The sequence below is a fragment of the Bombilactobacillus mellis genome, from assembly GCF_000967245.1.
In the GTDB taxonomy this organism is placed as follows: Bacteria; Bacillota; Bacilli; order Lactobacillales; family Lactobacillaceae; genus Bombilactobacillus; species Bombilactobacillus mellis.
The window spans coordinates 535,932-558,231 of sequence record NZ_KQ033877.1 but is presented as its reverse complement, the minus strand read 5'-3'; the positions used below and the strand labels follow the sequence as shown (position 1 = coordinate 558,231).

The window sequence follows — 22,300 nt, the reverse complement described above, 5'->3', positions numbered from 1 at the left end:
CCAACTTTTGCCCGCAGATGCAAGTCTTTTTTGACAATCTGGACAAATTCCATGAATATTTAATTGCACATTGTTAATCTGAAAGGCAGAATCCGACTTTAAATTTTTTAATAAATTTGAATAATCAGAATAATTGACATCAAAAATCTGTCCACATTGATCGCAAATTGCATGAAAATGCTCTTTATGAAAATAATCAAAGTGAATTGACTTATCCACATAAGTTAATTCCCTAATCGGTGTTACTTTCACTAAAAAGCGTAAATTATTATAAACAGTTGCAATACTAATATTATTATGGGTGTCCTTTAAATCATTATAGACATCTTCGGCAGTAGGATGATTATGATGGGTTATCATATATTTTAAAATTGCCAGCCGTTGATCAGTGATTCTAATCTTTTGTGAACGTAACTGCGCTATCAGTTGATCTAACTCCTTGTTAGCCATTTTATTATCCTCCTTGCTTGGTTAGTTCTGGGGCATCAGTATGATACAAGTTCATTAAAGATTTATCATGATTTTGCATCATAATACTATTCTTTTTAAGATGGTTTTGCTTTCGTAAGCGTTTCAAAGATTTATTTTTATTATAACTATAATCCTTTTTAACTACTTTTTGAAAGCCTTTAGGTTTATAAAAACGTAATAAATCTCCTGTAATCACTTTATCTGATAATGATAATTCAGTATCCACACGATTAGACATTTGTTCAACTTTTTGTTGCTGCTCTGGGGTTAAAGAACCGACAGTTTCCCCAGTTTTAGTGTAATAATAGGTGCCATTAACCTTAGTAAAATCAGGGGCCACAAAATCTCCATTACGAAAAGCTACTACTTCAGAACGTTTTGGTGCTAATAAGTCGGTTCCAAATTGAATTGTATCATCATTTTTTACACCTAATAAGTTTAAAATCGTTGGTAAGACATCAATTTCACCACCATACGTGTGGTTAATTCCCCCCTGTAATCCATTCATATGAATCATAAAAGGTACTCTTTGAAATTGAGCATTATCAAAATTATCAAAGTCTTTTTTATTTAATAATTTAGCGACAGCTTTTTTATGGTTAGCAGAAATTCCATAATGATCTCCATAAAAAATGACGACACTTTTCTTGTCTAAGCCAGTTGCTTGCAACCAATCCATAAATTCTCCCACGGCTTGATCTAAATAATGCGCTGTCTGAACATAGCCATCAACAGTACTGTCACCAGTATTAGTTTTTTGGATAGTTTGATTCTTCTTATCCAGTAAATAAGGATAGTGGTTCGTCACGGTGATCAACTTAGCATAAAAAGGCTGCGGCAGCTGCTGCACATAATTAGCGGCATCACGGAGGAAAATTTTATCTTTCATACCATAACCGATGTTATAGTCCTTTTTGTCTTTGTAATATTTGGAACTAAAGAAATAATCATATCCCCAAGACTTATAGGTGTTATCGCGATTCCAGAAACTAGGAACATCGCCATGAAACGAAGCGGTAGTATAGCCTCTTTGGCCTAAAATAGCCGGTGCTGCCTGAAAAGTATTGGAGGTACCATCAGTTACCATCGCTGCTCCTTCAGGCAAGCCAAATAAGGAGTTTTCCAACATTAACTCCGCATCCGCTGTTTTTCCTTGACCAACTTGATTAAAAAAATTATCAAAACTTAAAGTACTTTTGGAGTGGTACAATTTGTTAATGTTCGGGGTTACTTCTTGATTATCCCATTTAAAATCAATTAAAAATTGCTGGAAGCTTTCCAAATGGATAATAAAGACATTTTTCCCTTTGGCTACTCCTGTATATTGGACATTAGAGGGTAAGCGATTATTGTTAATATAATTTTTTACAGTATTCATATCCGAACTATCAGCATTAGCCTTGACGGCACTGGTTTTAGCTGCTTTAGCTGCATCATAAACCGAAAACGAGTTTAATCCTAAATATTTAACAATATAATTATTATCAAAAGTTCGTGTCAGTAAACCCGAACGATCCTGTTGTGCTAATGTTAAATTAATACCAAAGGCTACTACGGCAATAGCAGTAATGGTAGTTGGTATCCGCTTATTTAATTTGCTTATATCAATTTTGATTATTTTGGCAGCTAAAAGAATTACTAAAATTAAAATATCAATAAAAGCCAGAAAATCCGTCGGCTTAATAATTCCGAGAATACTTTTACCTAAGTTATTAGAAACGGAACTGGATCCCTTCATTAAGGTTAAAGTTAAAAAATCAGAAAATTCTCGATAGTATAAAATATTGGCAAATAACCAAGTGGCAGTAATCAGATCAATAATTATCATATAAACATATGATTTTCTGCCCTTCATATAAATTGCAATTCCCAATAATAATAAGGTAGTGGGAATGGGATTTAATAAGAGTAAAAAGGCCTGCATACTTCCATGTACGCCTAAATTAAATTTAGTTAAATAAATCAAATACGTTTTGATCCAACACAAAATCACGGCAAAAGCAAAAAAGCCGAGTTTTGTATTCAAGAAATTAGTTATTCGATTTTTTAAATTCTTCATTAAAAATTTTTCCTCCACGCATTTGCACATTCTTGCGCTCGTTGATTGGTTTAAAAGCTACAGCAATAATCCCTAAAAACATACCTAAATAATAAGTAATAAAACGCCAAATAAACATTCCTAAAAATAATTGGCTTGGTGTACTAACAAATTTAGCAAATAAAGTTTTAAAACTATACTCAGCTCCGCCAGTACCGCCCGGAATAGGAAAAATAGACGTAATCATTACAATCATGATCTGCATAATCAAAATATCAATTAACTTGGCATGATTTACATGCAGAGCCAATAATGTAAAATAGACTACCAAATAGTAAAACAATAATTGAATAAACGTCAACAATGTTGCTAATAAAACTTTTCGCCATTCCTTTTTTAAAACGAGACTTTCATTATAAAAAGTATCAATCTTGCTTAAAACTTTCTGACTCCAAGCTTGGGCTTTTTGCGGACTTATGAACCAAGATACTATCTTCATAATTCCAATGAACAGATTTCGGGTAAAACGATAGTAAAACATAATCATCAATAATAAGCCAATAGTAAATACATGAATAATGAATCCGCCAGCAATTAAATAGGACAAAGCCGCATAATGTTGAGCAATGCTTTGAAATTTAAATACCATGGCTATAATAAAATTAATAAGAACTATCGTTTGATAAATAATAAATTTCATTAATAATACAGAACTGGCACGTCCACCCTCTACTCCAGACTGTAATAAAGCAATTAATTGCGCCGGCTGTCCACCAGACGAAAAAGGGGTGATCGCATTAAAAAGGGCCTGAATCCAAGGTATTCTACAAATGTTCCACCAATTATGCAGCGAATCTTCCCGATTTTTTAGTAAGACTTTTAAAACTAGGGCCTCAAAAAAATATGATAAAAACATCGCCCCAAAAGCAATTACTAACCAAAACAAATTCATTTGCAGGGCCTGATGCCATAAGCTACGTAAATTAGTATTGCGCATTTCAAAAGCAAAAATCCCCAAACCAATAAGTAACATTATAAATGCCGATAATTGATTCTTTCGACTCATAGTTAGCCTCTTTTTTGGTTATATTGTTGTAAATAAAAGGTTCGCCAAATCTCACTTAAATGTTGCTCTGAATAGTAATCTGCCCCTGCGGCTGCCAATTGTGCCAGTTGCAGTAAATCAGCCGGATTGGTCCAGAGATGCCGAATAATTTGATTCATCTCTTGATAATTTTCAGCAGGCTGATAATAACCGGCAATAATATCATGATATAATTGCAGATCACGTAATAAAACCGGAGTGTGCGTATTAAAAGCTTCTAAAACTGACATTGGAAATAACTCATCAAAAGACGGTAATAAAAATAAATCGGCGGCATTTAAGTAATCATTCAGCTTTTGGCGATCAACAATGCCGGTAAAATGCATATTATGAGGCGCGTTTTGCATTAATCGTTGATAGTGCTGATAACCATCTGTTAACCGGCCAAAAGAAAAGCCCCCTGCCCAAATAAATTGTATCTGCGGGTTATTCTGAGCCAAACGGTAAAAATCATCGACTCCCTTACGTTTTTGGACTTGTCCATCACCCAAAACCACAAAATCACTGGCCGTCAGACCTAATTGCTGCCGAATTTGCTGTCTTTGGTCTTCAGATACCGGATAAAATTCTTTTTGGGAAACAAAATTGGGGATATAGGTGACTTTTTCCGGAGCAATCCCATAAGCAGTCAACTTGGGAATAAAACTGGGATTTACGACAACAATTTGATCCATTCGTTTATAAAAAGAAATTATATATTTAGCTACTAGCGGCTGAGCTAAATGCGGAATTTTAAGACTCCCTTGTAAAGTTTCCGGCAAAAAATGCACATAACCGATCTTACGCCCCCGCTTAGGTGAAAAAGTAGACAAGTAAAATTGCGGATCAATTGTATGGTAGTGACTAATATCAGTACGGTGATAATCGTTGATGCAAATTTCAAAATCATTGTTTAAATAAGTTTTTAACAGTCTAATTAACTCGCTATAAGCACTGCCTACCCCTTGACCAGCTACTTTTTGAGCGGAAGAAAACATTGTTATTTTAATCGTCATAGTATTGACCATCCTTCAGAGGTTCATTAGCTAATTTTTTGCGGAGAAAATATTTATAAGCATCCTGATAAAATTCTAAAATCTGGTCACCAAAATAATCAGAAGAAATAGAATAAAGTTTCTTTTGTCGATGCTGTATCTCATCAAAAGCCCCTTGATGTTGTAAATATTGTAACACTAGTCCAGCATAATCTTCCGGATGACTATAAGTCACCCCTAATGAAGGATCATCAAACAATTCATCCGTATAAGGACTAGAGCGGACCACACATTTTAAGCCGGCAGCTAAGGCTTCAATAAAAGTCAAGCCTTGAGATTCGGTATCACTGGCCGAAACAAATAAATCCGCCAAATGATAATAAGGTGAAATCTGATCATGTTCAACCTCACCCACAAATATAACGTTACGTGCAACTTTTAATTCTTGAACTTGAAGGACCAAATCGTCCATATCCGGACCGTCCCCCACTACTAGTAAGACTAGATTAGGATAATATTTTAAGAGAAGCGGCATATTTTGAATGAGAATTTCAATCTTTTTTTCATTAGCGACCCGACTTAAAGTCAATAAGATGGGCTGATTCAAGGTTAAATGCAATTTTTTACGTAAAGCGACTGTATCCACTGGGCGTGTATATTCCGATAAATCTACCCCTGTAGGAATAATCTCCATCGGAGTTTTGATACCATAACCCCGTAAAGTATCATAAACACGTGTACTAGGAGCGACTATTCCGGACATTCCCGAAACAAATAACTTAGACATTTGTTTAACGTGATAAGGTTTTAATAAATGGCCATTTAAAACATAGTGCAGGTAATCTTCATACATCGTATGGTAAGTATGAACACAAGGAATCTTTAAGTTATGAGCCACAAACTTTCCAATCAGGCCTAGGGAAAATTCTGTCTGTGTATGAACAATATCCAAATCTAATTCTTTCGCCAATTTTAAAGCATGAAACATTCCGCGATAAGCAATACGCCGATCAGTAAAAGAAATAAAAGGAATACTCCCTAAACGAAAAATATTAGGTTCAATCGTATTTTTGGCAACGTGCGGATCAGTAGTGGTAAAAATATAAACTGTATTACCTTTACGTTCCAAATCATTACGTAAGGTTTGAATTGATGTTGCCACACCACTTACCTGGGGAAAATAGGTATCCGTAAATATACCAACATTCATTTGAAGCTCACCTCAATCAATTAATACAATTCATTATACCAAAATCCTAGTTTAAAACATATTTAAGACTAAAAATGAACTAAGTTCAGATAATAAAAATTATCAACTTAGTTCAAATCTACAAAAATTATTATTTTATTTTTCTACTTCCAAACTGCAACCACGAACACAGGACTTAGCTTTTAATTAATTTATTCACCTGCTGATTCTTTAAAAGCAGGGCAAATAAAATATAACCTATTAAAACCGCAATAAATTCACCTATAAAAATATAAAAAGCCGTCAGCCAAAATGGCACTTTGGTCATCACAAATAATTCTGCCCCAATAATTAAGCCATTGACAACCCCAGCCACTAAAGGTACCCAGTAGCCGTGTTGTAAATGAATAATTATTAAGAAAACTAATAAGGAAGCTAACGTTCCTACAACCATGTCGACTGCTGCTGTAGGGCTGAACATATTGGTAATTAAGCACCCTAAGGTTAGACCGGGAACAAATTTAGCATTATAAAAAGGCAACATAACCATCACTTCAGAAATTCGCAGTTGGATACTGCCATAAGCCATTGAATTTAGTGGGGGTGTCACTGTTAAGACTACATAAATAGCCGCAATTAAGGCATTCTTAATCCAATCTTGAGTTGTAAAAGCAGCAAAATATTTTTTCATGATAATTTCCTCCATCATATTTGTTTAAAGACAGGTATTCCTGGAAACAAACTGTCTTAATAAAAATAAAATTATAAAGTGCCCCGTTTTTTTAACTGTTCATCAATCAGGGCCAAAACTTTTTGACGATCAACCGGATTATCTACAAAATCTAATTGATCACAGTTAATTTGCATCTTGGGACTATAGTTATAATTTTGATACCAAGCATCATAACGATCTAATAGATTATGATAATAACCCACTAAAGAACTATCATTTTCCGGCTGTTCATAAGAACGACCCCGTTTTTTAATATGCTCTAACATTTTATCATAAGAAATCTCCAAATGGACCAATAAATCCGGAGCTTTTTTATGGGCTGCATAAGGCAGCTCTTCCATCATGTTATCTAGCAATTCATCATAAACCTGGACCTCTTGTTCTGTAGCCCGGCCCATATCCGCATTGATATGAAAAAACAATGAATCTTCATAAATCGAGCGATCCAAAACATTGTTATCGTCTGCTAAAGCTCTTTTAATTGAAGCAAATCGTTTATTTAAAAAATAAATTTGCAATAAAAAAGCATATTTTTTCGGATCAGCATAAAACAGCGGCAACACAGGATTATCATCAACCTGTTCATAAAAAGCCTGAGTTCCCAAATGTTCTGCCAAAATAGTTGTCAAACTACTTTTACCTGCGCCAATCATGCCGCTTAAAACAATCATCATTTGCTTCCTCCCATTATTAAACAACTTATACATAATAGCATAAACCAACTACATATTGTATATCTTTTTTTCTAATTACCAAATCTAGTGGTTACTTAGTGTGTGGCCGTAAGTAGATTAAAGCTAGTAATAGGGGTAAGAGCAAAAATATCGGATAGATATAGCGTGCTAAAACTACTGGGGCGGCCCATAAACAAAGCCATTGCAGCATTGCAAAAGCCGCTATTAATAAGGCAGACCATGATTTTTGAGAAATTAAAGCTAATAAAATAATTAGTAAGATCCAACTCCAGCAGGCAGGATCAAAAAAGCTGGCAATCACAGGATACTGTGAATAATTTCCACTCTGTTCCAAATCATAAACCATTTGATAAAGACCTGGCCACCACTGCCAATTATTAATAATAACCCCGGGTTTAGTCATGGGCCCGTTTTTAGTTTCATTAATAACTTCATTATAAATATTGCCAGAACGTGAAGGATAAGTACTTTGAGGATAATACCAGCCTAAATTTAAATTTAAAATTGCCTGTAAAGTTGCCTGGGGATAATGAATGATAATTCGTTTTAACATTTGTGAACGTCGTTGTTGAAAATTACCCCGATGTATATATGGATAAAATTTATAAAATTGCTGCCAAACTAGATTAGCTTGATCAGCAAACTGGGGGCTATAGAAACGTTGATATTGTTTTGGGGTACCTTTGGGTAAAATAGTCCAGAGTAAACTTTTATCGGCAGCACTAAAATGTTGCCCAGCACTCACGTAACTACCAAAAATAATTTGCGTTTTTAAACCGCCTGTAGAACTTAAAGACCTTACTCCCGTAGTAGCATTAGCGTTTTTACTAGGCAAATGTTGAACAACCGGACCATTAAAGACGACAAATATTACTCCAATTACGGCAAACAAAGCAATTAATTTCTTCCAATATTTCCAACATAAAATTAGCCACAAAGGAATAAATAATAAGAGAACCAAGCGGCTACTATTTCGAAAAGTTAAAAAAATTAATATCGCCAATACCAATATGAATAATTTGCCATAAGAATGAAAAAAACGATCCTGATCCAGCCACATTTCTAAGAGAAAAATCATAATTAAAGTTGCAGCCAAAGCACTCCAAGTATCCTTAGTATTAACCTGTGCCAATGAGGTCCAATTAGTAATATGTAAACTCCACCATCCCCACGTTAATAACTGAATTGGCCAGGGCAAATGCCAGCGATTTAACAACTGCAAACCATAACCAAAAATTAACGCCGCCAATAAAAATTGAACAATAATTAATAAAAAGATCCCTAAACTAAGTGAGTGAAGAAGCTGTGACCCAATAAGATGCACAAAGATATATACAATAAACATACTAGCGATAGGCTGTCCAATACTCCACTCGCCATGAGTCATAGAAAAATACTGAAAAGGAGTATCATAACTCCAAATACCTGGAGCTAAAGCGATTATAGCTGGTATAAAAATAATAAAGGAAATACTGCTGCTTAATAACCAAGGATGCGGTAAATTATTAAACCAATTTTGAATTTTTACATATCCAGAAGTTTGAGTAATTCGGGGATGTTTAGTAATTAAAAAATCCAGTATTAAAGCTACAACAATCGTCCAAAAAAAGATAAATCCACCTAATTTGATTAATACTTCACTATTTAAACGGGGGAATTTATAGGTTTCATATAACGGCTTGCCTAAAACCAATGCTAAAGCAAATAGGACCCCAGCAACAGTTGCCAGTTTCCAAGACTGAGAATTAGAAATGTGGGCAAAAGCGATTATAGTTATTAATAAATTCAAACCACCAATAATTATAAGCCAATTCCATTCCGTGCTAGCCACATCAAAATTCCAGCCAATAGCTAAAGTTTCCCAAACGACTATTAACACAGCTAGAAAAAACTGCCATAAATTGAGTGAATATTGGTGCCAATTGCTAAAAACAAAAAGAGTATTAATTAATAATAATCCACAGACAAATTGCCAACTAAAACCCGTAAAAGTACCCAATTGTAAATAACCAACTAGTAAGACAATTAGAGATTCTATAATTGTAACTAGCAGTAAAATTCCACCTCGCAATAATAATTGTGAAGTGGGCCTCATTAACTGCTTAATGGCTAAAGTAAAACCGACTGCTATCTCCAGAAAATAAATTGTACTAAATGGGGAAATACTATAATTATTTAAAAATAAATCAAGCCACATAGTGACAAATATTGCTGCTAAAATAGCCAGAATCAAACTTAACATTTTACTCGTTCTACTTTTCATTCTTCCGCCCCCGCTTATCAGCTTATTTCGCAATTAATTATAAGCTAGATACTTGAAAACTTCATCACTTATTGTTATTTCCCAGCTAAAACTATAACCAAAACTGTTCCTTTAATAATTTTTCCATCTAAGACAATTAAAAAATTAAGTTTTCCAAAAGATTAAAAGCACACCTGCTAAAATTAAAATAAGCAATAGTGCAAAACTAACAATAGTAAATTTAATTAAATAGCCCCCACCTTTTTTAGAAAAATGTAATAAATATTGCTTAAAAGCCAAAACATTAGCCAAGGAAGCAATAATCGTTCCCAAACCGCCAATATTACTGCCTAAAAAAGCGCATAATAATGATTAGTAAAAGGTGCCAGCAAAAAAGTAGGAGGTACATTACTTAAAAATTGACTTAAAAAAATACTAATAAAATATACATGATAAGTATTATTTCCCGTTTGTTTTAATAATTGCACTAAAAAATTAGAATTACTAATATTACTAATCGCAACAAAAAAGCAAATAAATGTTAATAAAATTGAATAATCAACACTTTGCAAAATTTTTCTGGAAATTAAACAAGCTATTCCCACAGATATTAAAATGTTCCCTAATAAGGAAACAAATTTTAAGATTGATAATAAATACAAAAGGCGCGCCTCCCAAGGCTAAAACCAGTTGTTTTTTATTCAAATCTGGCATAGTGATTGTTAAACTTTGAATTTTCTGTGGCTTGATAGTCCCACACATGATTTCTAAAAGCAATAAACTTACTAGACTCAAAGGCAAACCCATCAGTAAAAATTTTTTGATTGTTAAATTATAATGAATAAATAAAAATAAATTTTGGGTATTACCCATGGGCGTTAATAAACTTCCTAAATTAGCAGCCAAGCATAACAAAATAACGGGAAAAATCGGATCAATTGCAGTTTTACTAATACTTAAAGCTAAAAGCGGGATTAACTTTATAATACTAACATCATTAGTGACTAACATGGAACTAAAAAAGGCAATGAGAACAATAACACCAATTAATAAGCGGGTATCATGAACCTTTTTGGTCAGCGAAAATGCTAAGTATTTAAAAATCCCTAAAAATTGTAACGTTTGTACTACCACCAGCAGCATAAATAAAGACCCGATTGTTTGCCAATCTATATCTTTACCCTGAGGTCTTCCAACGAAAAAAGTTAATAATGTTACCAAAAAACTGATTACTAATAACTTATCGCTAACTATTGACTTGATAATTTTCATAATTGTATGACCATATTTCTAAGTAATTAACGCCTAGATATCTTAATAAATCCAGTCTATCTAGGTCTGGTAATTTTTTCTTTATTTGGCGTATCAATGGCTCTGTGTTTTTCTTTTTGAAATTATACCAGACTTTTGAATTAGTCTTTATTTGAACACTCGTCTTATTCCTATCTTTGACTTCATAACAACATAAATCTTGCTAATACTATGATAGCTGTCAGAATAAGCATCATTAAAACAAGATTAGGTTTCTCTAGTTCTACTTGCATTTTAGAAGCAAAAACAAAATTCTACACCATGAGGATATTAATTGATCTCAAAATTTTTTCTTCACGGCTTTTACTGACCATACGATTTGAATCCACATATTTTATGTAATTAACCATGATTAACTTGCTTTAAATTCGTTTCACATCTTTTCTTGATTTATTGACAAACAAAAAGTCCAAATAAAAGTTTGGACTTTTACAAATTATACTTTTGCAAACAATCATAGATATTTAAAAAATTAAGAAATTTTAATATAAAAAGCAAAAAAAAAGATAGTATGCAATCAATCTTTACATAAACAATGATCTAGACTCTTTTTAATTTTTTGAAGTGGTGAATAGAAATTCCGTCTATTTATCTTTAATCACACAAATAACTGCTGTCGTAGTTTCAATGAACTTAGAACGAATCACATGTTTAAATCCTTTTTGGATTATTTTAAGAAAAGCGCATTGGAAAACACTTTCTCTTTTTTATTCTTTAGAATCGTGAGCTTTGATTTTATCAAGCTCTCTTTTCCTTTTATTTTTTGATTCTTTAGAATCTGTATATTGAATTTCTAGTAACAAAGCTTCGCCAACAATTAACACAAGCGCAGCTTGCCATAGGTGAGGTATCATGTTTACCACAAAATACTTGTACAGAATGAAAAATAAGTATACTAAAGGAAGAATAAACCCTAAATAAGGATACTTATGAAAGCGGGATAAAATACTTTGAGCTACGATAAAAATCAGGCCTATAATTATGCTTTGAATACTAATCATCTTTTTCCTCCTTGTACATTTGCATTATTATATTAGCAGCATATAAACTAATATCTTCATCAATAACTAACTGCATTAATTTTTGATTAAAATTATTTTTGCGATCAGGCTTTTCCCGAATTTTTTCTATAATAGTATTTAGTTTATGCCTAATTGTAGGATATGAAACTTTATATTCACGTTGTAATTTTTTAAGAGACCCAGAATTTAATATAAAGTTTTTTACAAATGCTTCTTCATCAGGTGTCAAACTATCCAACCATTGATGTTTATTACTCAAATGCCTATACCTCTTAAAATCTAATACTTTAATTATATTTCACTAAATTAAAACATAATTAAAGTAAATAATCAAATAAATTAAATTTAAACTTAAAATTATGATATATAAACCTGTCAAATTTTGTTTGTAGTTACAAAATATATTGACTATTATAAGACAGCTTTTAAATAGACATACTTTAAAATACGTTCTTCCAAATGAGAAGATTAGATTGACAAAAAGGATCCCAATACCACTGGAATATATGCTGAATTTATAATTTCTAGGTTTTATAGAGTGAGCAGATGATGTGAGCATACCGGCTCTAGAATAAACTAAGTTTAAAAAGGAAATAGCAATATTAATTAAGTAAGGTTGAATGGATTTTAATAATTAAAAAAGCTAATACAACGCATTTTTCACGTTCTATAAGCTTCGTAAATAATCATAATTCACTAATTCCGTTAACCGATACTATTAACGTTTACTATTAACGTTAATATATAGAAATTATTTACATATAGATATAAACAAAAATTATAAATATTGTTGTACTACTTTTACACTTTTTAAATATAATTTGATATCATTCAAAAGGTCTTTCGCTTCATCAGATGATATTAAAGCTGTGTTGTAACAATTCATTTCCCAGCCAGTTTTTTGTTTTCTTTTATTAATATACCATTCTTGAACTTTTGGGATTAAAAATACAATTAATCCAAGTGTCCCAAACTCACCATTAGTTTTTTTAGTAATTATTGCATGCAAAATCAGATGCTCAATCAAATTGCAGTATACTAATCTATCTTTAGTTTGATATTTAAGATTAGGCTTTTTAACTAAAATAAAATCATTATTCCCTAAATTTAAAATTTATCCTCATCTATATGGTGGCAGTATAATCCATCTTTTGTTCTACTAGTTTTGCCCTTAGTAGGAGATTTAATCTCTCCGTTTAAAAATTTATTATAGGATGCTTCTTTAAAATAATCATCTAATGCGGCACCATACTTTTTAATTAAACTTTGGATTGCATCATCATATTCTAAATTCAGTAAAGATTTATAATAATTTAATTTATCTGGCATATAAATTATCCTTTATACTTAAGGGTATTATCCATAAATAAAATTTCCAATTCCTATTTTACCAGTAAATTCAAATCAAAAATCTTTAAGTGTATCCATTCTTTAATTAATAACTGCTTTCGTTATGTTCGCTATGGCTAAAACTAGTTGATAATTGTTTTTTAGGTCTGCCTTCTTTAAAGTTAGGATTATGCATTCTAGCATACGTTTTGCCTTCTTGAGTCCTAGTAACAATCATATCTCTTTCAAATTCTGCAAAGGCACTAAAGATATTAAAAATTAAGTGGCCTGTAGGTGTATCTTCAATTATGCCAATATTTAAAATATGTACTGCAATCTTTTTGTTAAAAAGTTTTTGGACTACTTGAATTGCTTCTACGGTATCGCGGGCGAAACGATCCAATTTAGTAACCATGAGTGTGTCTCCTTTTTTAAGTTTTTTGAGAACACATTCAAAAACTGGACATTTAATTTAGTACTCACGTATTTTTCAGCATAAACTCTTTGTGAGTTTTTTAATTCTGCAATTTTGCTTTTTAAATATTGACAAGCTATGAAAATTCTGGAATATCCAATAATAATAAATCTCCTCATTTTTGAGCCTAAGTTATGACACTATTCTGTCATTTGATAAAAGTATCTGCATTTATATTATCAAGAAATACAATCACATTGATATTATTTAATTCTATAATACAAAAATACTTGAAATAGAAATAAAACTAATACCAAAACGAACATACCTAATGATGATATTATATTAAAGTAATAAACTACTACAAGTGCTATCATTAATATAGCAACAATTAATAAATATAAATACTTAGACATAGCTATAATCTCCCTATAAAATAGATATAACATACTTAAAAATTTCAAAAAACAATGATAAAACTGTTAATAATATTAATATACTGTTAAAAGTGCCTAGAATAATAGTATTTGATTTAAAGGGGGCCTTATGTTTTAACATCTTAATATATTCGTCATAGTCAGATACACCCAAAAAAGTGCTAATAGCCCAATATCCATCTAGCTTTAAAAAAGGTAGTAAATTAGTTATCAACGTTACTAAGTTTACAATAAAAAAAGTACAGACAAAAATAAACTAGGTGTTATACTGCCAAGTAATATAACTACAGAACTAATAACAAATTGCATTTTATGCCAGCATTTATAATTTTAATCTTATCTTTTGCATTAATTGTATTTATAAATGGTATATTTGTAAAAAACATAATCATAGATATGTATCTAATCGTTATTCCAAAGGTAAATCTCTTTGGTGAAAGATAAGTATAGTAATAAGAGTAATGAGACAACTCATGCAAAAAAGTTATTATGATCATTGATGCAATATAATATATTATTAATTTTAATATATTTATTCTTCCAATACTGATGCTCAATAAAGAGTTATAATTTGATAAAATAAATTTCTTGAATAAAAAACTGAAATAAAGAAACATAGTTAGTTAATAATATAAATGGAAATACTAATTTTTTACAATTTAAGATTCAATAGTTTTACTAAAAATATCAATCTCAAATGTATTTCGAACAACTTTCTTTTTTGTATTTAAAAAATCAAATAAATCAAATAATGGATTATTTGTATCAGTTGTGTTTTTCAAAAAACCAAAAACTGCATTATTAGTTACAATCATTCGATCATTATCTATATTATGAATTACTACCTTGTCATCTTTTTGACGCAAAATTTCTAAATAGACCCATTTTTCAAAATCACTTCTTCAATCAAATATAATCTTACTTTCATTCGTGTAGGAAACGATTTCACTACACTTAAAATTATACCATACATAAGTTTAATAAAATATAATATTATTTTAAAATAATTTAACTTTTTTTGACAGCTTTCAATACTTGATCAATAGTTCTTGGTTAAAGTTAGTTTGCTTAGGAAAGAACCAGCGCAACTGGCGGTTAAAACACTAATTACTCCTACGTTCCCAAAGAGAATAAGGATGATATAAATCGACCTAAACAACTACATTTAAAATTTTAAGGACTGTGAGGTGCGATTCTTCGCTTTCATTGCCCAAAAATGGGCGATTGTGGCGCTCTACAAAAGTTACTAAACCAAACCTTCTTAGCTTGCCCACTACTCGATAAGACAGTATCTACTTTCCAATAACCAAACTTTACACGCTGATTGACTGCTTCCGAACATTGCTAGATTCAAGTTTATTAATGTCCTTGAGTCTCTTGACTACGTCGATACTGACAAAATACTGGGGCTCAAAAGTCAGCTTACTTTGATTCAGCTAATTCTAAATTGAAGCCGTCGCTAACTTAAATTTAGTAGCAATCGCTGTTGGCGACCAAGTCAAGCGTAAATGATCTTTTACCAAATGCTTGAGCGGGACGTTAAGAACGGTTTTGAGACCACGGTGTTTTCTTTTTTAATTCGCATATTGTTGGGTTAAAACTGTAGTGTAAGTCTGAACCCGTTGTAATTCGGTTAAAATGGCAGACTTAGCCACGCCGATTTTTATCAGAAATCTGCTGCTGGATTTGGCATAGTTGAACTAAAATGGCTTTCGTTCCAAAGTCAAACTACGTTAAAGTAGTAATGCTCAAAGTAAGTTCTGCTTCCATGGCTGATTGTAGAAACTAACATTATAAAGGAATTATTTTTAGTTTTAAAATTAAATGCTGGTTCGTATTAATTTCAATTCCAAAGCACTAGAAATAGCCGTGGAATTTCCGGCACGGACACCTAGGCTACTCCTTTCGTTAGGATCTGCTGCTCGGGTTTTTACACCATCAGCACCACCTCCCACTATGAGAGCGCCACCGCCTTTAACTTCTCTGCTTTACTATTATAACAAAAATCAGCTAAATTTTAGTGTGATTATTACGCTAATTATGCTTTAATCCGATACACTGTGGATCGGGCAATCCCATACCTTTTAATAATCGATAAAATCGAATCTTTCTCTTTGAGTGCCCGCATTACGGCATGATAAATAGCTCGCTTCTGTGGATCAGCAGCATGAGCTGAATATTCCTGTTGTTTACCTATATAGACACCCTTTTGCTTCGCCAGCTTAATACCTTCTCGCTGCCGCTGCCTAATTTTTTCGCGTTCACTTTGCACGACGTAACTCATTAATTCCACAACTAAGTTCGTTAATAGTTTGCGGTGGTTAGGATCCGACACTCCTTTAAATGAAGGTAAATCTAAAATATCTACGTTAGCACCCTTTTGTTGAATTGTAGTTAAAATATTTTTGATATCATTGGAATTTCTACCTAAGCACTCTAAACTGCTGATGATAAGAACATCATCAGTTCGAATAAAATCCAACATTTTTTGCAATTCTGGTCGTTCCATGTTTTTGCCGCTGATCTTCTCCTGGAAAATCTGCTGACACCCCGCCTTTTGCAAAGATTCGAGTTGACGATCGAGGTTTTAATCCGACGAAGATACACGAGCATATCCAATCTTCAAAATAATTCATCCTTTCAGACACCTTTATCAGACAATTTCAACCCTAAAAGTATCGCAAAAATCATTGTCTGCCAAGGGTATACCCGAGAACCACAACTCCAAAATTATAAAAATTTTGAAGCACTGGTTTTTAGTCTCATACCAGTAAACTAATAATTATTTTAATTGCAAAATTTTATATTTTTATTCAGCTAAGTTTTAAGATTTTCTCTTTATAAGTGCAATTCTTACAAAGATCAAAAGCTAATTATTCTATTGTCAAAAAACAAAATAATAATCTAATTTAGAAATAACAGCAGTCAAAATAAAAGGCAACTTAATCCCCAGGACAGACTCCTAACTTACGGCAAAAAAGAAACGAATACAGATATATATAGGCAATTGGTAACACAAAATTTTTAACCAGTATCCTCCCACAATTTTACTTGAATTATCGTAGCTTCTCTTTTGTCTTTTCGTTCTTTTGCAGTCGCCTGCTGTAAATGTTTTAGGTTGGTTCTCAGCGCTCTTTGAACTTAGATTTATTTAATGTAATTATTGTTTTATAGGTCGCAAATTTGGCTGCATTTTGCCCCTGACCATCTTTCTAAAGAATTAATCCTTCTGCTTTAAGCTTTTTTAAGACTCGATTCAAAGAAGACAGACTTATCCCCCAAATCTTCAGAATATTGATAATATAAACACAGATACTTTTATCAAAACTCGAAAGAGTATCAAAACTTATGTTCAAAAGTAAGGAGCTTTTTTTATGATTATTGGATATGCTAGAGTTTCCACAGCTGGTCAAGATTTAGATGCTCAAATTGAGGAATTAAAAAATAAAGGCGCACAAAAGATTTATTCGGAAAAATTTACAGGCACTAGGGTAGATCGTCCTGTTTTTAAAAAAGTACTTAAAAAGCTTAAAAAAGGTGACACACTTATGGTTAATAAATTGGATCGCTTTGCCCGCAATACTGTAGAAGATATCCAAGTAGTGAAAAAACTTTTCGACAAAAAAATTGCAGTACATATTTTAAACATTGGCATAATTGAAGATACACCCACGGGCCGTTTAATCTTTAACGTATTCAGCGCCTTCGCAGAATTTGAAAGAGATATGATTCTTACTAGAACCCAAGAAGGCAAAATGTATGCTAGAATGCATAATCCTAACTTTAAAGAAGGCAATGCCTAAAAAACAATTATCAACTAGTTTTAGCCATAGCGAACGTAATGAAAGCTATTATTAACGAGGGAATGGATATACTTAAAGATTTTTGATTTGAATTTACTGGTAAAATAGGAATTGGAAATTTTATTTATGGATAATACCCTTAAGTATAAAGGATAATTTATATGTCAGATAAATTAAATTATTATAAATCTTTACTGAATTTAGAATATGATGATGCAGTCCAAAGTTTAATTAAAAAGTATGGTGCCGCATTACGCATTAGATGATTATTTTAAAGAAGCATCCTATAATAAATTTTTAAACGGAGAGATTAAATCTCCTACTAAGGGCAAAACTAGTAGAACAAAAGATGGATTATACTGCCACCATATAGATGAAGATAAATTTTTAAATTTAGGGAATAAGGATTTTATTTTAGTTAAAAAGCCTAATTTTAAATATCAAACTAAAGATAGATTAGTATACTGCAATTTGATTGAGCATCTGATTTTGCATGCAATAATTACTAAAAAAACTAATGGTGAGTTTGGGACACCTGGATTAATTGTATTTTTAATCCCAAAAGTTCAAGAATGGTATATTAATAAAAGAAAGCCAAAAACTGGCTGGGAAATGAATTGTTACAACACAGCTTTAATATCATCTGATGAAGCGAAAGACCTTTTGAATGATATCAAATTATATTTAAAAAGTGTAAAAGTAGTACAACAATATTTATAAGATTTGGGCAAACAAAAAAACTTATAGAACGAAGTTTTATAGCTCTATAAGCTTCTCTAAATTGCTCCAAAATGCTATCTAATACTGGTGATCGGTATTATTCTAAAATACAAATGCTATTATATCAATCAACGCTCACACTTTAGTCCGCCAATAGACCGCGCAAACACAAAAAAATGTTAATTGGTGAAACAATAGAATTAGAAGACAAAAATAAAGATATCAATCGATTAAGACTGTGGCTTATTTTTTATCTTTACTGTTATCATCCATAAACTGACTTCTAATTTCCAATCTTTCTAATGATTTTATCTCCTGTTTTTTTCAGTTACATTAAGCCAAATATCTTTTGGTCTAATTCTTCATTGATAGCGTTACTTTTAATTGATCAAAAATAATTTATAAATAAAAAAATCTCATCCAACATAAAGATGAATGAGACCAACGACCATGAGGTGCCTCGCACTGACTATATATATAGCTCTAGGCCGTTTATCAGGATTTCTCCTGTAATCACATTGTAAAATAATAAAAATATAATGTCAACATTTATATTTACCATACACGAGGAAACCTTAAGGAAGTTTCAAAGGATCTTTAACTTTTTTTGCGCTCATAATTATTTTGAACGTATCAAATTTTCCAGTATAATATTGATACTTAGAATTAGCTAAAATATCTGCTATTTGAATTAAATTACTTGCTTTAGAATCTAAGAACTTCGCCTTAAAATTAGCACTATTTTTAATATAAGTTCTTGATGCATATCTATCATGGAAATATTTATTCAAGTACGGCTCTAATGAATCAAAGAAACCTAATTGTGTTTTGCTTTGATTATCAATAAAAATATCTGTATCCCTACTATAATAACCATAACGTCTCTGATCTAAAATAGCTATTTCTATTAATCTTCTGATAAGATAATTTTTAAACAATTGAACGCTTCTTTTATTATTAAAATTGAGTCGATCTAAATTATCAACGTTTACACAAATAAATATTGGGTGGAATCCTTGAGGAAACTTTTTACATATTCTATTAATTATTCTTTTCTTAATTTTTGGAGACATATTTGAACCCTTAACTTCTTTTTTACTTTTAAATAATTGCATTTTAATAATTGAATAATATGTATTTATTTTACTAACCTCATTTTCTGGTGCCCAAAATCCACCATATATAAACATGTGCTTTTTAGGATATTTTATATGAAGTTGTCCAGAATCGTCAATAAAAATATTAGTTTTCATAATTTATACCTCATTATCGTTCATATATCCCTATAATATATCATTTACTTTATTAATAAAATGGTATTTTTAATAGTTGTATTATTTATTTAAGTAATTGTCGATATGTATAGCCCCCTTCCCTTTATGGGGCTTTTTTATCCTTGAAATCAGGAACCTTGTTGATACTTGACTGGGATAAACTCTCATAAGATTTAGGAAAACAAAGAAGCTTATAGAACAAGGCTTTCTCGTTCTATAAGCTTCTCTAAGATACTCCAAAACGCTATCTAATACCGGTGATCGGGGTCGAACCGATACTCCCTTAACAGGAACTGGATTTTGAATCCAGCGCGTCTGCCAATTCCGCCACACCGGCAAAATATCTCTTGGTTTATAACCAAAGGCGGTAACCGGATTTGAACCGGTGATGAAGGTTTTGCAGACCTCTGCCTTACCACTTGGCTATACCGCCAGATAATAAATTGGGTTAGCTGGATTCGAACCAGCGCATAATGGAGTCAAAGTCCATTGCCTTACCACTTGGCTATAACCCATTAATATAAAGGGCGGTATATGAGACTCGAACTCATGTATGCCGGTGCCACAAACCGGTGTGTTAACCAACTTCACCAATACCGCCAGAATATAACAGGGATAGTAGGAATTGAACCCACACCGACGGTTTTGGAGACCGTAGTTCTACCTTTAAACTATATCCCTATTACAAATGGAAGGGAGTGGATTCGAACCACCGAACCCGAAGGAGCGGATTTACAGTCCGCCGCGTTTAGCCAGACTTCGCTACCCTTCCATAAATGGCGCGGGACAGAATCGAACTGCCGACACATGGAGCTTCAATCCATTGCTCTACCGACTGAGCTACCGAGCCATTATACGGTCCTAACCGGACTTGAACCGGTGATCTCCTGCGTGACAGGCAGGCGTGATAACCAACTACACCATAGGACCAATTGCGGGAGAAGGATTTGAACCTACGACCTTCGGGTTATGAGCCCGACGAGCTACCAGACTGCTCCATCCCGCGATAAATTTAAACTAAGGAGGATGTGGGATTTGAACCCACGCACGCTGTTACACGCCTGACGGTTTTCAAGACCGTTCCCTTAAGCCACTTGGGTAATCCTCCACAAATACCACCAAATGATATCGGAAATAAATTCCTACGGAGAAGGAGGGATTTGAACCCTCGCGCCGCTTGCGCGACCTACACCCTTAGCAGGGGCGCCTCTTCAGCCACTTGAGTACTTCTCCAAATGGGCCTAAATGGACTTGAACCATCGACCTCACGCTTATCAGGCGTGCGCTCTAACCAGCTGAGCTATAGGCCCAAAGCGGGTGACGAGAATCGGACTCGCGACAACAGCTTGGAAGGCTGTGGTTTTACCACTAAACTACACCCGCAGTTAATTTACTACAATGGCGCGGGACAGAATCGAACTGCCGACACATGGAGCTTCAATCCATTGCTCTACCGACTGAGCTACCGAGCCATTATACGGTCCTAACCGGACTTGAACCGGTGATCTCCTGCGTGACAGGCAGGCGTGATAACCAACTACACCATAGGACCAATTGCGGGAGAAGGATTTGAACCTACGACCTTCGGGTTATGAGCCCGACGAGCTACCAGACTGCTCCATCCCGCGATAATAATATTATACAAAATCCAATAACCAAAAACAAATGTTATTCATGGACCTTGTAGGACTCGAACCTACGACCGAACGGTTATGAGCCGTTTGCTCTAACCAACTGAGCTAAAGGTCCGAAATAGCGGCGAAGGGGATCGAACCCCCGACCTCCCGGGTATGAACCGGACGCTCTAGCCAGCTGAGCTACACCGCCACAATTAGCAAACTTATGCTAATCGGGAAGACAGGATTCGAACCTGCGACCCCCTGGTCCCAAACCAGGTGCTCTACCAAACTGAGCCACTTCCCGAAACTGCACCCAGTAGGAGTCGAACCTACAACCTTCTGATTCGTAGTCAGACACTCTATCCAATTGCGCTATGGGTGCTTATTCATTATAATGCCGAGGACCGGAATCGAACCGGTACGGTAATCACTTACCGCAGGATTTTAAGTCCTGTGCGTCTGCCAGTTCCGCCACCCCGGCAAAATAATGAAAGCGGAAGACGGGATTCGAACCCGCGACCCCCACCATGGCAAGGTGATGTTCTACCACTGAACTACTTCCGCATGATGCCGACTAGAGGATTCGAACCTCCGACCCCCTGTTTACAAGACAGATGCTCTGCCAGCTGAGCTAAGTCGGCAATACAGTAAAATAATGAATATTAAAATTTCAAAGAACCTTACAAGTGCGGGAGAAGGGACTTGAACCCATACGTCCAAAGGACACTAGATCCTAAATCTAGCGCGTCTGCCAATTCCGCCACACCCGCAGAAATGAGTCGCGTGGGGCTCGGACCCACGACCCACGGCTTAAAAGGCCGTTGCTCTACCAACTGAGCTAGCGACTCAATGGAAGTTACAGGACTCGAACCTGTGACCCTCTGCTTGTAAGGCAGACGCTCTCCCAACTGAGCTAAACTTCC

Annotated in this window: 18 protein-coding genes, 26 tRNA genes and 3 pseudogenes; 2 read left to right on the top strand and 45 right to left on the bottom strand. The window is 33.5% G+C overall.

The window, feature by feature from the left end:
• From JG29_RS02720 to JG29_RS02645, 18 genes and pseudogenes are all read right to left on the bottom strand, one after another.
• A partial coding sequence (locus JG29_RS02720) for a Fur family transcriptional regulator (RefSeq protein WP_052696281.1) occupies window positions 1–450 on the bottom strand: 450 nt, incomplete at its 3' end.
• Window positions 451–454: 4 nt separating this feature from the next.
• Window positions 455–2,530: an LTA synthase family protein gene (locus JG29_RS02715; RefSeq protein ID WP_045922382.1), complete on the bottom strand. Its 2,076-nt coding sequence runs from the start codon at window positions 2,528–2,530 to the stop codon at window positions 455–457.
• On the bottom strand, window positions 2,502–3,575 hold the full coding sequence (locus tag JG29_RS02710; protein WP_045922381.1) for a lysylphosphatidylglycerol synthase transmembrane domain-containing protein: 1,074 nt from the start codon (window positions 3,573–3,575) through the stop codon (window positions 2,502–2,504). Before JG29_RS02710 ends, JG29_RS02715 begins: the two co-directional genes overlap by 29 nt.
• A 2-nt stretch (window positions 3,576–3,577) precedes the next feature.
• Window positions 3,578–4,609 carry a glycosyltransferase family 4 protein gene (locus tag JG29_RS02705; protein WP_045922380.1) on the bottom strand — a complete coding sequence of 344 codons (1,032 nt, stop codon included), beginning with the start codon at window positions 4,607–4,609 and terminating at the stop codon, window positions 3,578–3,580.
• On the bottom strand, window positions 4,599–5,798 hold the full coding sequence (locus JG29_RS02700) for a glycosyltransferase family 4 protein (protein WP_045922379.1): 1,200 nt from the start codon (window positions 5,796–5,798) through the stop codon (window positions 4,599–4,601). The genes JG29_RS02705 and JG29_RS02700 overlap by 11 nt, the downstream gene beginning before the upstream one ends.
• 175 nt (window positions 5,799–5,973) lie before the next feature.
• Entirely contained in the window at window positions 5,974–6,468 is a 495-nt protein-coding gene (locus tag JG29_RS02695; protein ID WP_045922378.1) for a QueT transporter family protein, read from the bottom strand.
• 71 nt (window positions 6,469–6,539) lie between these two features.
• Complete coding sequence (locus tag JG29_RS02690) at window positions 6,540–7,181, bottom strand: deoxynucleoside kinase (protein ID WP_045922377.1); 642 nt, start codon at window positions 7,179–7,181, stop codon at window positions 6,540–6,542.
• Window positions 7,182–7,275: 94 nt separating this feature from the next.
• Entirely contained in the window at window positions 7,276–9,468 is a 2,193-nt protein-coding gene (locus tag JG29_RS02685; protein ID WP_045922376.1) for a DUF6020 family protein, read from the bottom strand.
• 144 nt (window positions 9,469–9,612) lie between these two features.
• A complete protein-coding gene (locus JG29_RS08750; RefSeq protein ID WP_156961606.1) occupies window positions 9,613–9,780 on the bottom strand; it encodes a hypothetical protein in 168 nt (55 codons plus the stop codon).
• A gap of 17 nt (window positions 9,781–9,797) precedes the next feature.
• Entirely contained in the window at window positions 9,798–10,052 is a 255-nt protein-coding gene (locus JG29_RS09000; protein WP_376890447.1) for a hypothetical protein, read from the bottom strand.
• Window positions 10,006–10,719 carry an SLC13 family permease gene (locus JG29_RS02675; RefSeq protein WP_045922374.1) on the bottom strand — a complete coding sequence of 238 codons (714 nt, stop codon included), beginning with the start codon at window positions 10,717–10,719 and terminating at the stop codon, window positions 10,006–10,008. Before JG29_RS02675 ends, JG29_RS09000 begins: the two co-directional genes overlap by 47 nt.
• Window positions 10,720–11,465: 746 nt before the next feature.
• Entirely contained in the window at window positions 11,466–11,759 is a 294-nt protein-coding gene (locus JG29_RS02670) for a hypothetical protein (RefSeq protein WP_045922373.1), read from the bottom strand.
• Window positions 11,752–12,039 (bottom strand): DUF2089 family protein, encoded by a 288-nt coding sequence (locus JG29_RS02665; RefSeq protein WP_045922372.1) that lies wholly within the window; start codon window positions 12,037–12,039, stop codon window positions 11,752–11,754. Before JG29_RS02665 ends, JG29_RS02670 begins: the two co-directional genes overlap by 8 nt.
• A 519-nt stretch (window positions 12,040–12,558) precedes the next feature.
• Window positions 12,559–13,109: pseudogene (locus JG29_RS09030) on the bottom strand (SAV1803-related protein).
• 106 nt (window positions 13,110–13,215) lie between these two features.
• Window positions 13,216–13,524: a recombinase family protein gene (locus JG29_RS08875; RefSeq protein ID WP_052696280.1), complete on the bottom strand. Its 309-nt coding sequence runs from the start codon at window positions 13,522–13,524 to the stop codon at window positions 13,216–13,218.
• A 1,096-nt stretch (window positions 13,525–14,620) separates the two neighbouring features.
• On the bottom strand, window positions 14,621–14,827 hold the full coding sequence (locus tag JG29_RS02650) for a hypothetical protein (protein ID WP_045922371.1): 207 nt from the start codon (window positions 14,825–14,827) through the stop codon (window positions 14,621–14,623).
• 954 nt (window positions 14,828–15,781) lie between these two features.
• Window positions 15,782–15,916, bottom strand: a complete 135-nt coding sequence (locus tag JG29_RS08950) for a hypothetical protein (RefSeq protein ID WP_282431998.1) — start codon at window positions 15,914–15,916, stop codon at window positions 15,782–15,784.
• Window positions 15,917–15,999: 83 nt separating this feature from the next.
• A pseudogene (locus tag JG29_RS02645) lies at window positions 16,000–16,587 on the bottom strand (recombinase family protein).
• A 748-nt stretch (window positions 16,588–17,335) separates the two neighbouring features.
• Here JG29_RS02645 and JG29_RS02640 point away from each other — a divergent pair.
• Window positions 17,336–17,755, top strand: a pseudogene (locus JG29_RS02640) (recombinase family protein); the annotation flags it as partial.
• A gap of 249 nt (window positions 17,756–18,004) precedes the next feature.
• On the top strand, window positions 18,005–18,484 hold the full coding sequence (locus JG29_RS02635; protein WP_052696278.1) for an SAV1803-related protein: 480 nt from the start codon (window positions 18,005–18,007) through the stop codon (window positions 18,482–18,484).
• A 575-nt stretch (window positions 18,485–19,059) separates the two neighbouring features.
• Here the strand turns inward: JG29_RS02635 and JG29_RS02630 are convergent.
• The 27 genes from JG29_RS02630 to JG29_RS02500 form a co-directional block, all read right to left on the bottom strand.
• On the bottom strand, window positions 19,060–19,737 hold the full coding sequence (locus tag JG29_RS02630) for a DUF3800 domain-containing protein (protein WP_045922370.1): 678 nt from the start codon (window positions 19,735–19,737) through the stop codon (window positions 19,060–19,062).
• Window positions 19,738–20,010: 273 nt separating this feature from the next.
• Window positions 20,011–20,095: transfer RNA gene (locus JG29_RS02625), tRNA-Leu, on the bottom strand.
• Window positions 20,096–20,120: 25 nt separating this feature from the next.
• Window positions 20,121–20,191, bottom strand: a tRNA-Cys gene (locus JG29_RS02620).
• A 10-nt stretch (window positions 20,192–20,201) separates the two neighbouring features.
• A tRNA-Gln gene (locus JG29_RS02615) sits at window positions 20,202–20,273 on the bottom strand.
• Window positions 20,274–20,284: 11 nt separating this feature from the next.
• Window positions 20,285–20,358 (bottom strand) — tRNA-His (locus JG29_RS02610).
• Between the two features lie 10 nt (window positions 20,359–20,368).
• Window positions 20,369–20,439 (bottom strand) — tRNA-Trp (locus JG29_RS02605).
• 8 nt (window positions 20,440–20,447) lie between these two features.
• Window positions 20,448–20,530, bottom strand: a tRNA-Tyr gene (locus tag JG29_RS02600).
• Between the two features lie 5 nt (window positions 20,531–20,535).
• Window positions 20,536–20,608, bottom strand: a tRNA-Phe gene (locus JG29_RS02595).
• 6 nt (window positions 20,609–20,614) lie between these two features.
• Window positions 20,615–20,688 (bottom strand) — tRNA-Asp (locus JG29_RS02590).
• 2 nt (window positions 20,689–20,690) lie between these two features.
• Window positions 20,691–20,764: transfer RNA gene (locus JG29_RS02585), tRNA-Met, on the bottom strand.
• A 14-nt stretch (window positions 20,765–20,778) separates the two neighbouring features.
• Window positions 20,779–20,866: transfer RNA gene (locus tag JG29_RS02580), tRNA-Ser, on the bottom strand.
• Window positions 20,867–20,903: 37 nt separating this feature from the next.
• A tRNA-Ser gene (locus JG29_RS02575) sits at window positions 20,904–20,991 on the bottom strand.
• 3 nt (window positions 20,992–20,994) lie between these two features.
• Window positions 20,995–21,068 (bottom strand) — tRNA-Ile (locus tag JG29_RS02570).
• Window positions 21,069–21,070: 2 nt separating this feature from the next.
• Window positions 21,071–21,141, bottom strand: a tRNA-Gly gene (locus JG29_RS02565).
• Window positions 21,142–21,157: 16 nt separating this feature from the next.
• Window positions 21,158–21,230: transfer RNA gene (locus JG29_RS02560), tRNA-Phe, on the bottom strand.
• 6 nt (window positions 21,231–21,236) lie between these two features.
• A tRNA-Asp gene (locus JG29_RS02555) sits at window positions 21,237–21,310 on the bottom strand.
• A gap of 2 nt (window positions 21,311–21,312) precedes the next feature.
• Window positions 21,313–21,386, bottom strand: a tRNA-Met gene (locus tag JG29_RS02550).
• Window positions 21,387–21,433: 47 nt separating this feature from the next.
• Window positions 21,434–21,507 (bottom strand) — tRNA-Ile (locus tag JG29_RS02545).
• Window positions 21,508–21,511: 4 nt separating this feature from the next.
• A tRNA-Met gene (locus JG29_RS02540) sits at window positions 21,512–21,585 on the bottom strand.
• 22 nt (window positions 21,586–21,607) lie between these two features.
• Window positions 21,608–21,681, bottom strand: a tRNA-Pro gene (locus JG29_RS02535).
• 4 nt (window positions 21,682–21,685) lie between these two features.
• A tRNA-Arg gene (locus tag JG29_RS02530) sits at window positions 21,686–21,759 on the bottom strand.
• A 13-nt stretch (window positions 21,760–21,772) separates the two neighbouring features.
• Window positions 21,773–21,858: transfer RNA gene (locus JG29_RS02525), tRNA-Leu, on the bottom strand.
• Between the two features lie 11 nt (window positions 21,859–21,869).
• A tRNA-Gly gene (locus tag JG29_RS02520) sits at window positions 21,870–21,941 on the bottom strand.
• Between the two features lie 4 nt (window positions 21,942–21,945).
• A tRNA-Thr gene (locus JG29_RS02515) sits at window positions 21,946–22,018 on the bottom strand.
• A gap of 46 nt (window positions 22,019–22,064) precedes the next feature.
• Window positions 22,065–22,147 (bottom strand) — tRNA-Leu (locus tag JG29_RS02510).
• Between the two features lie 5 nt (window positions 22,148–22,152).
• Window positions 22,153–22,225 (bottom strand) — tRNA-Lys (locus JG29_RS02505).
• Between the two features lie 2 nt (window positions 22,226–22,227).
• Window positions 22,228–22,300: transfer RNA gene (locus tag JG29_RS02500), tRNA-Val, on the bottom strand.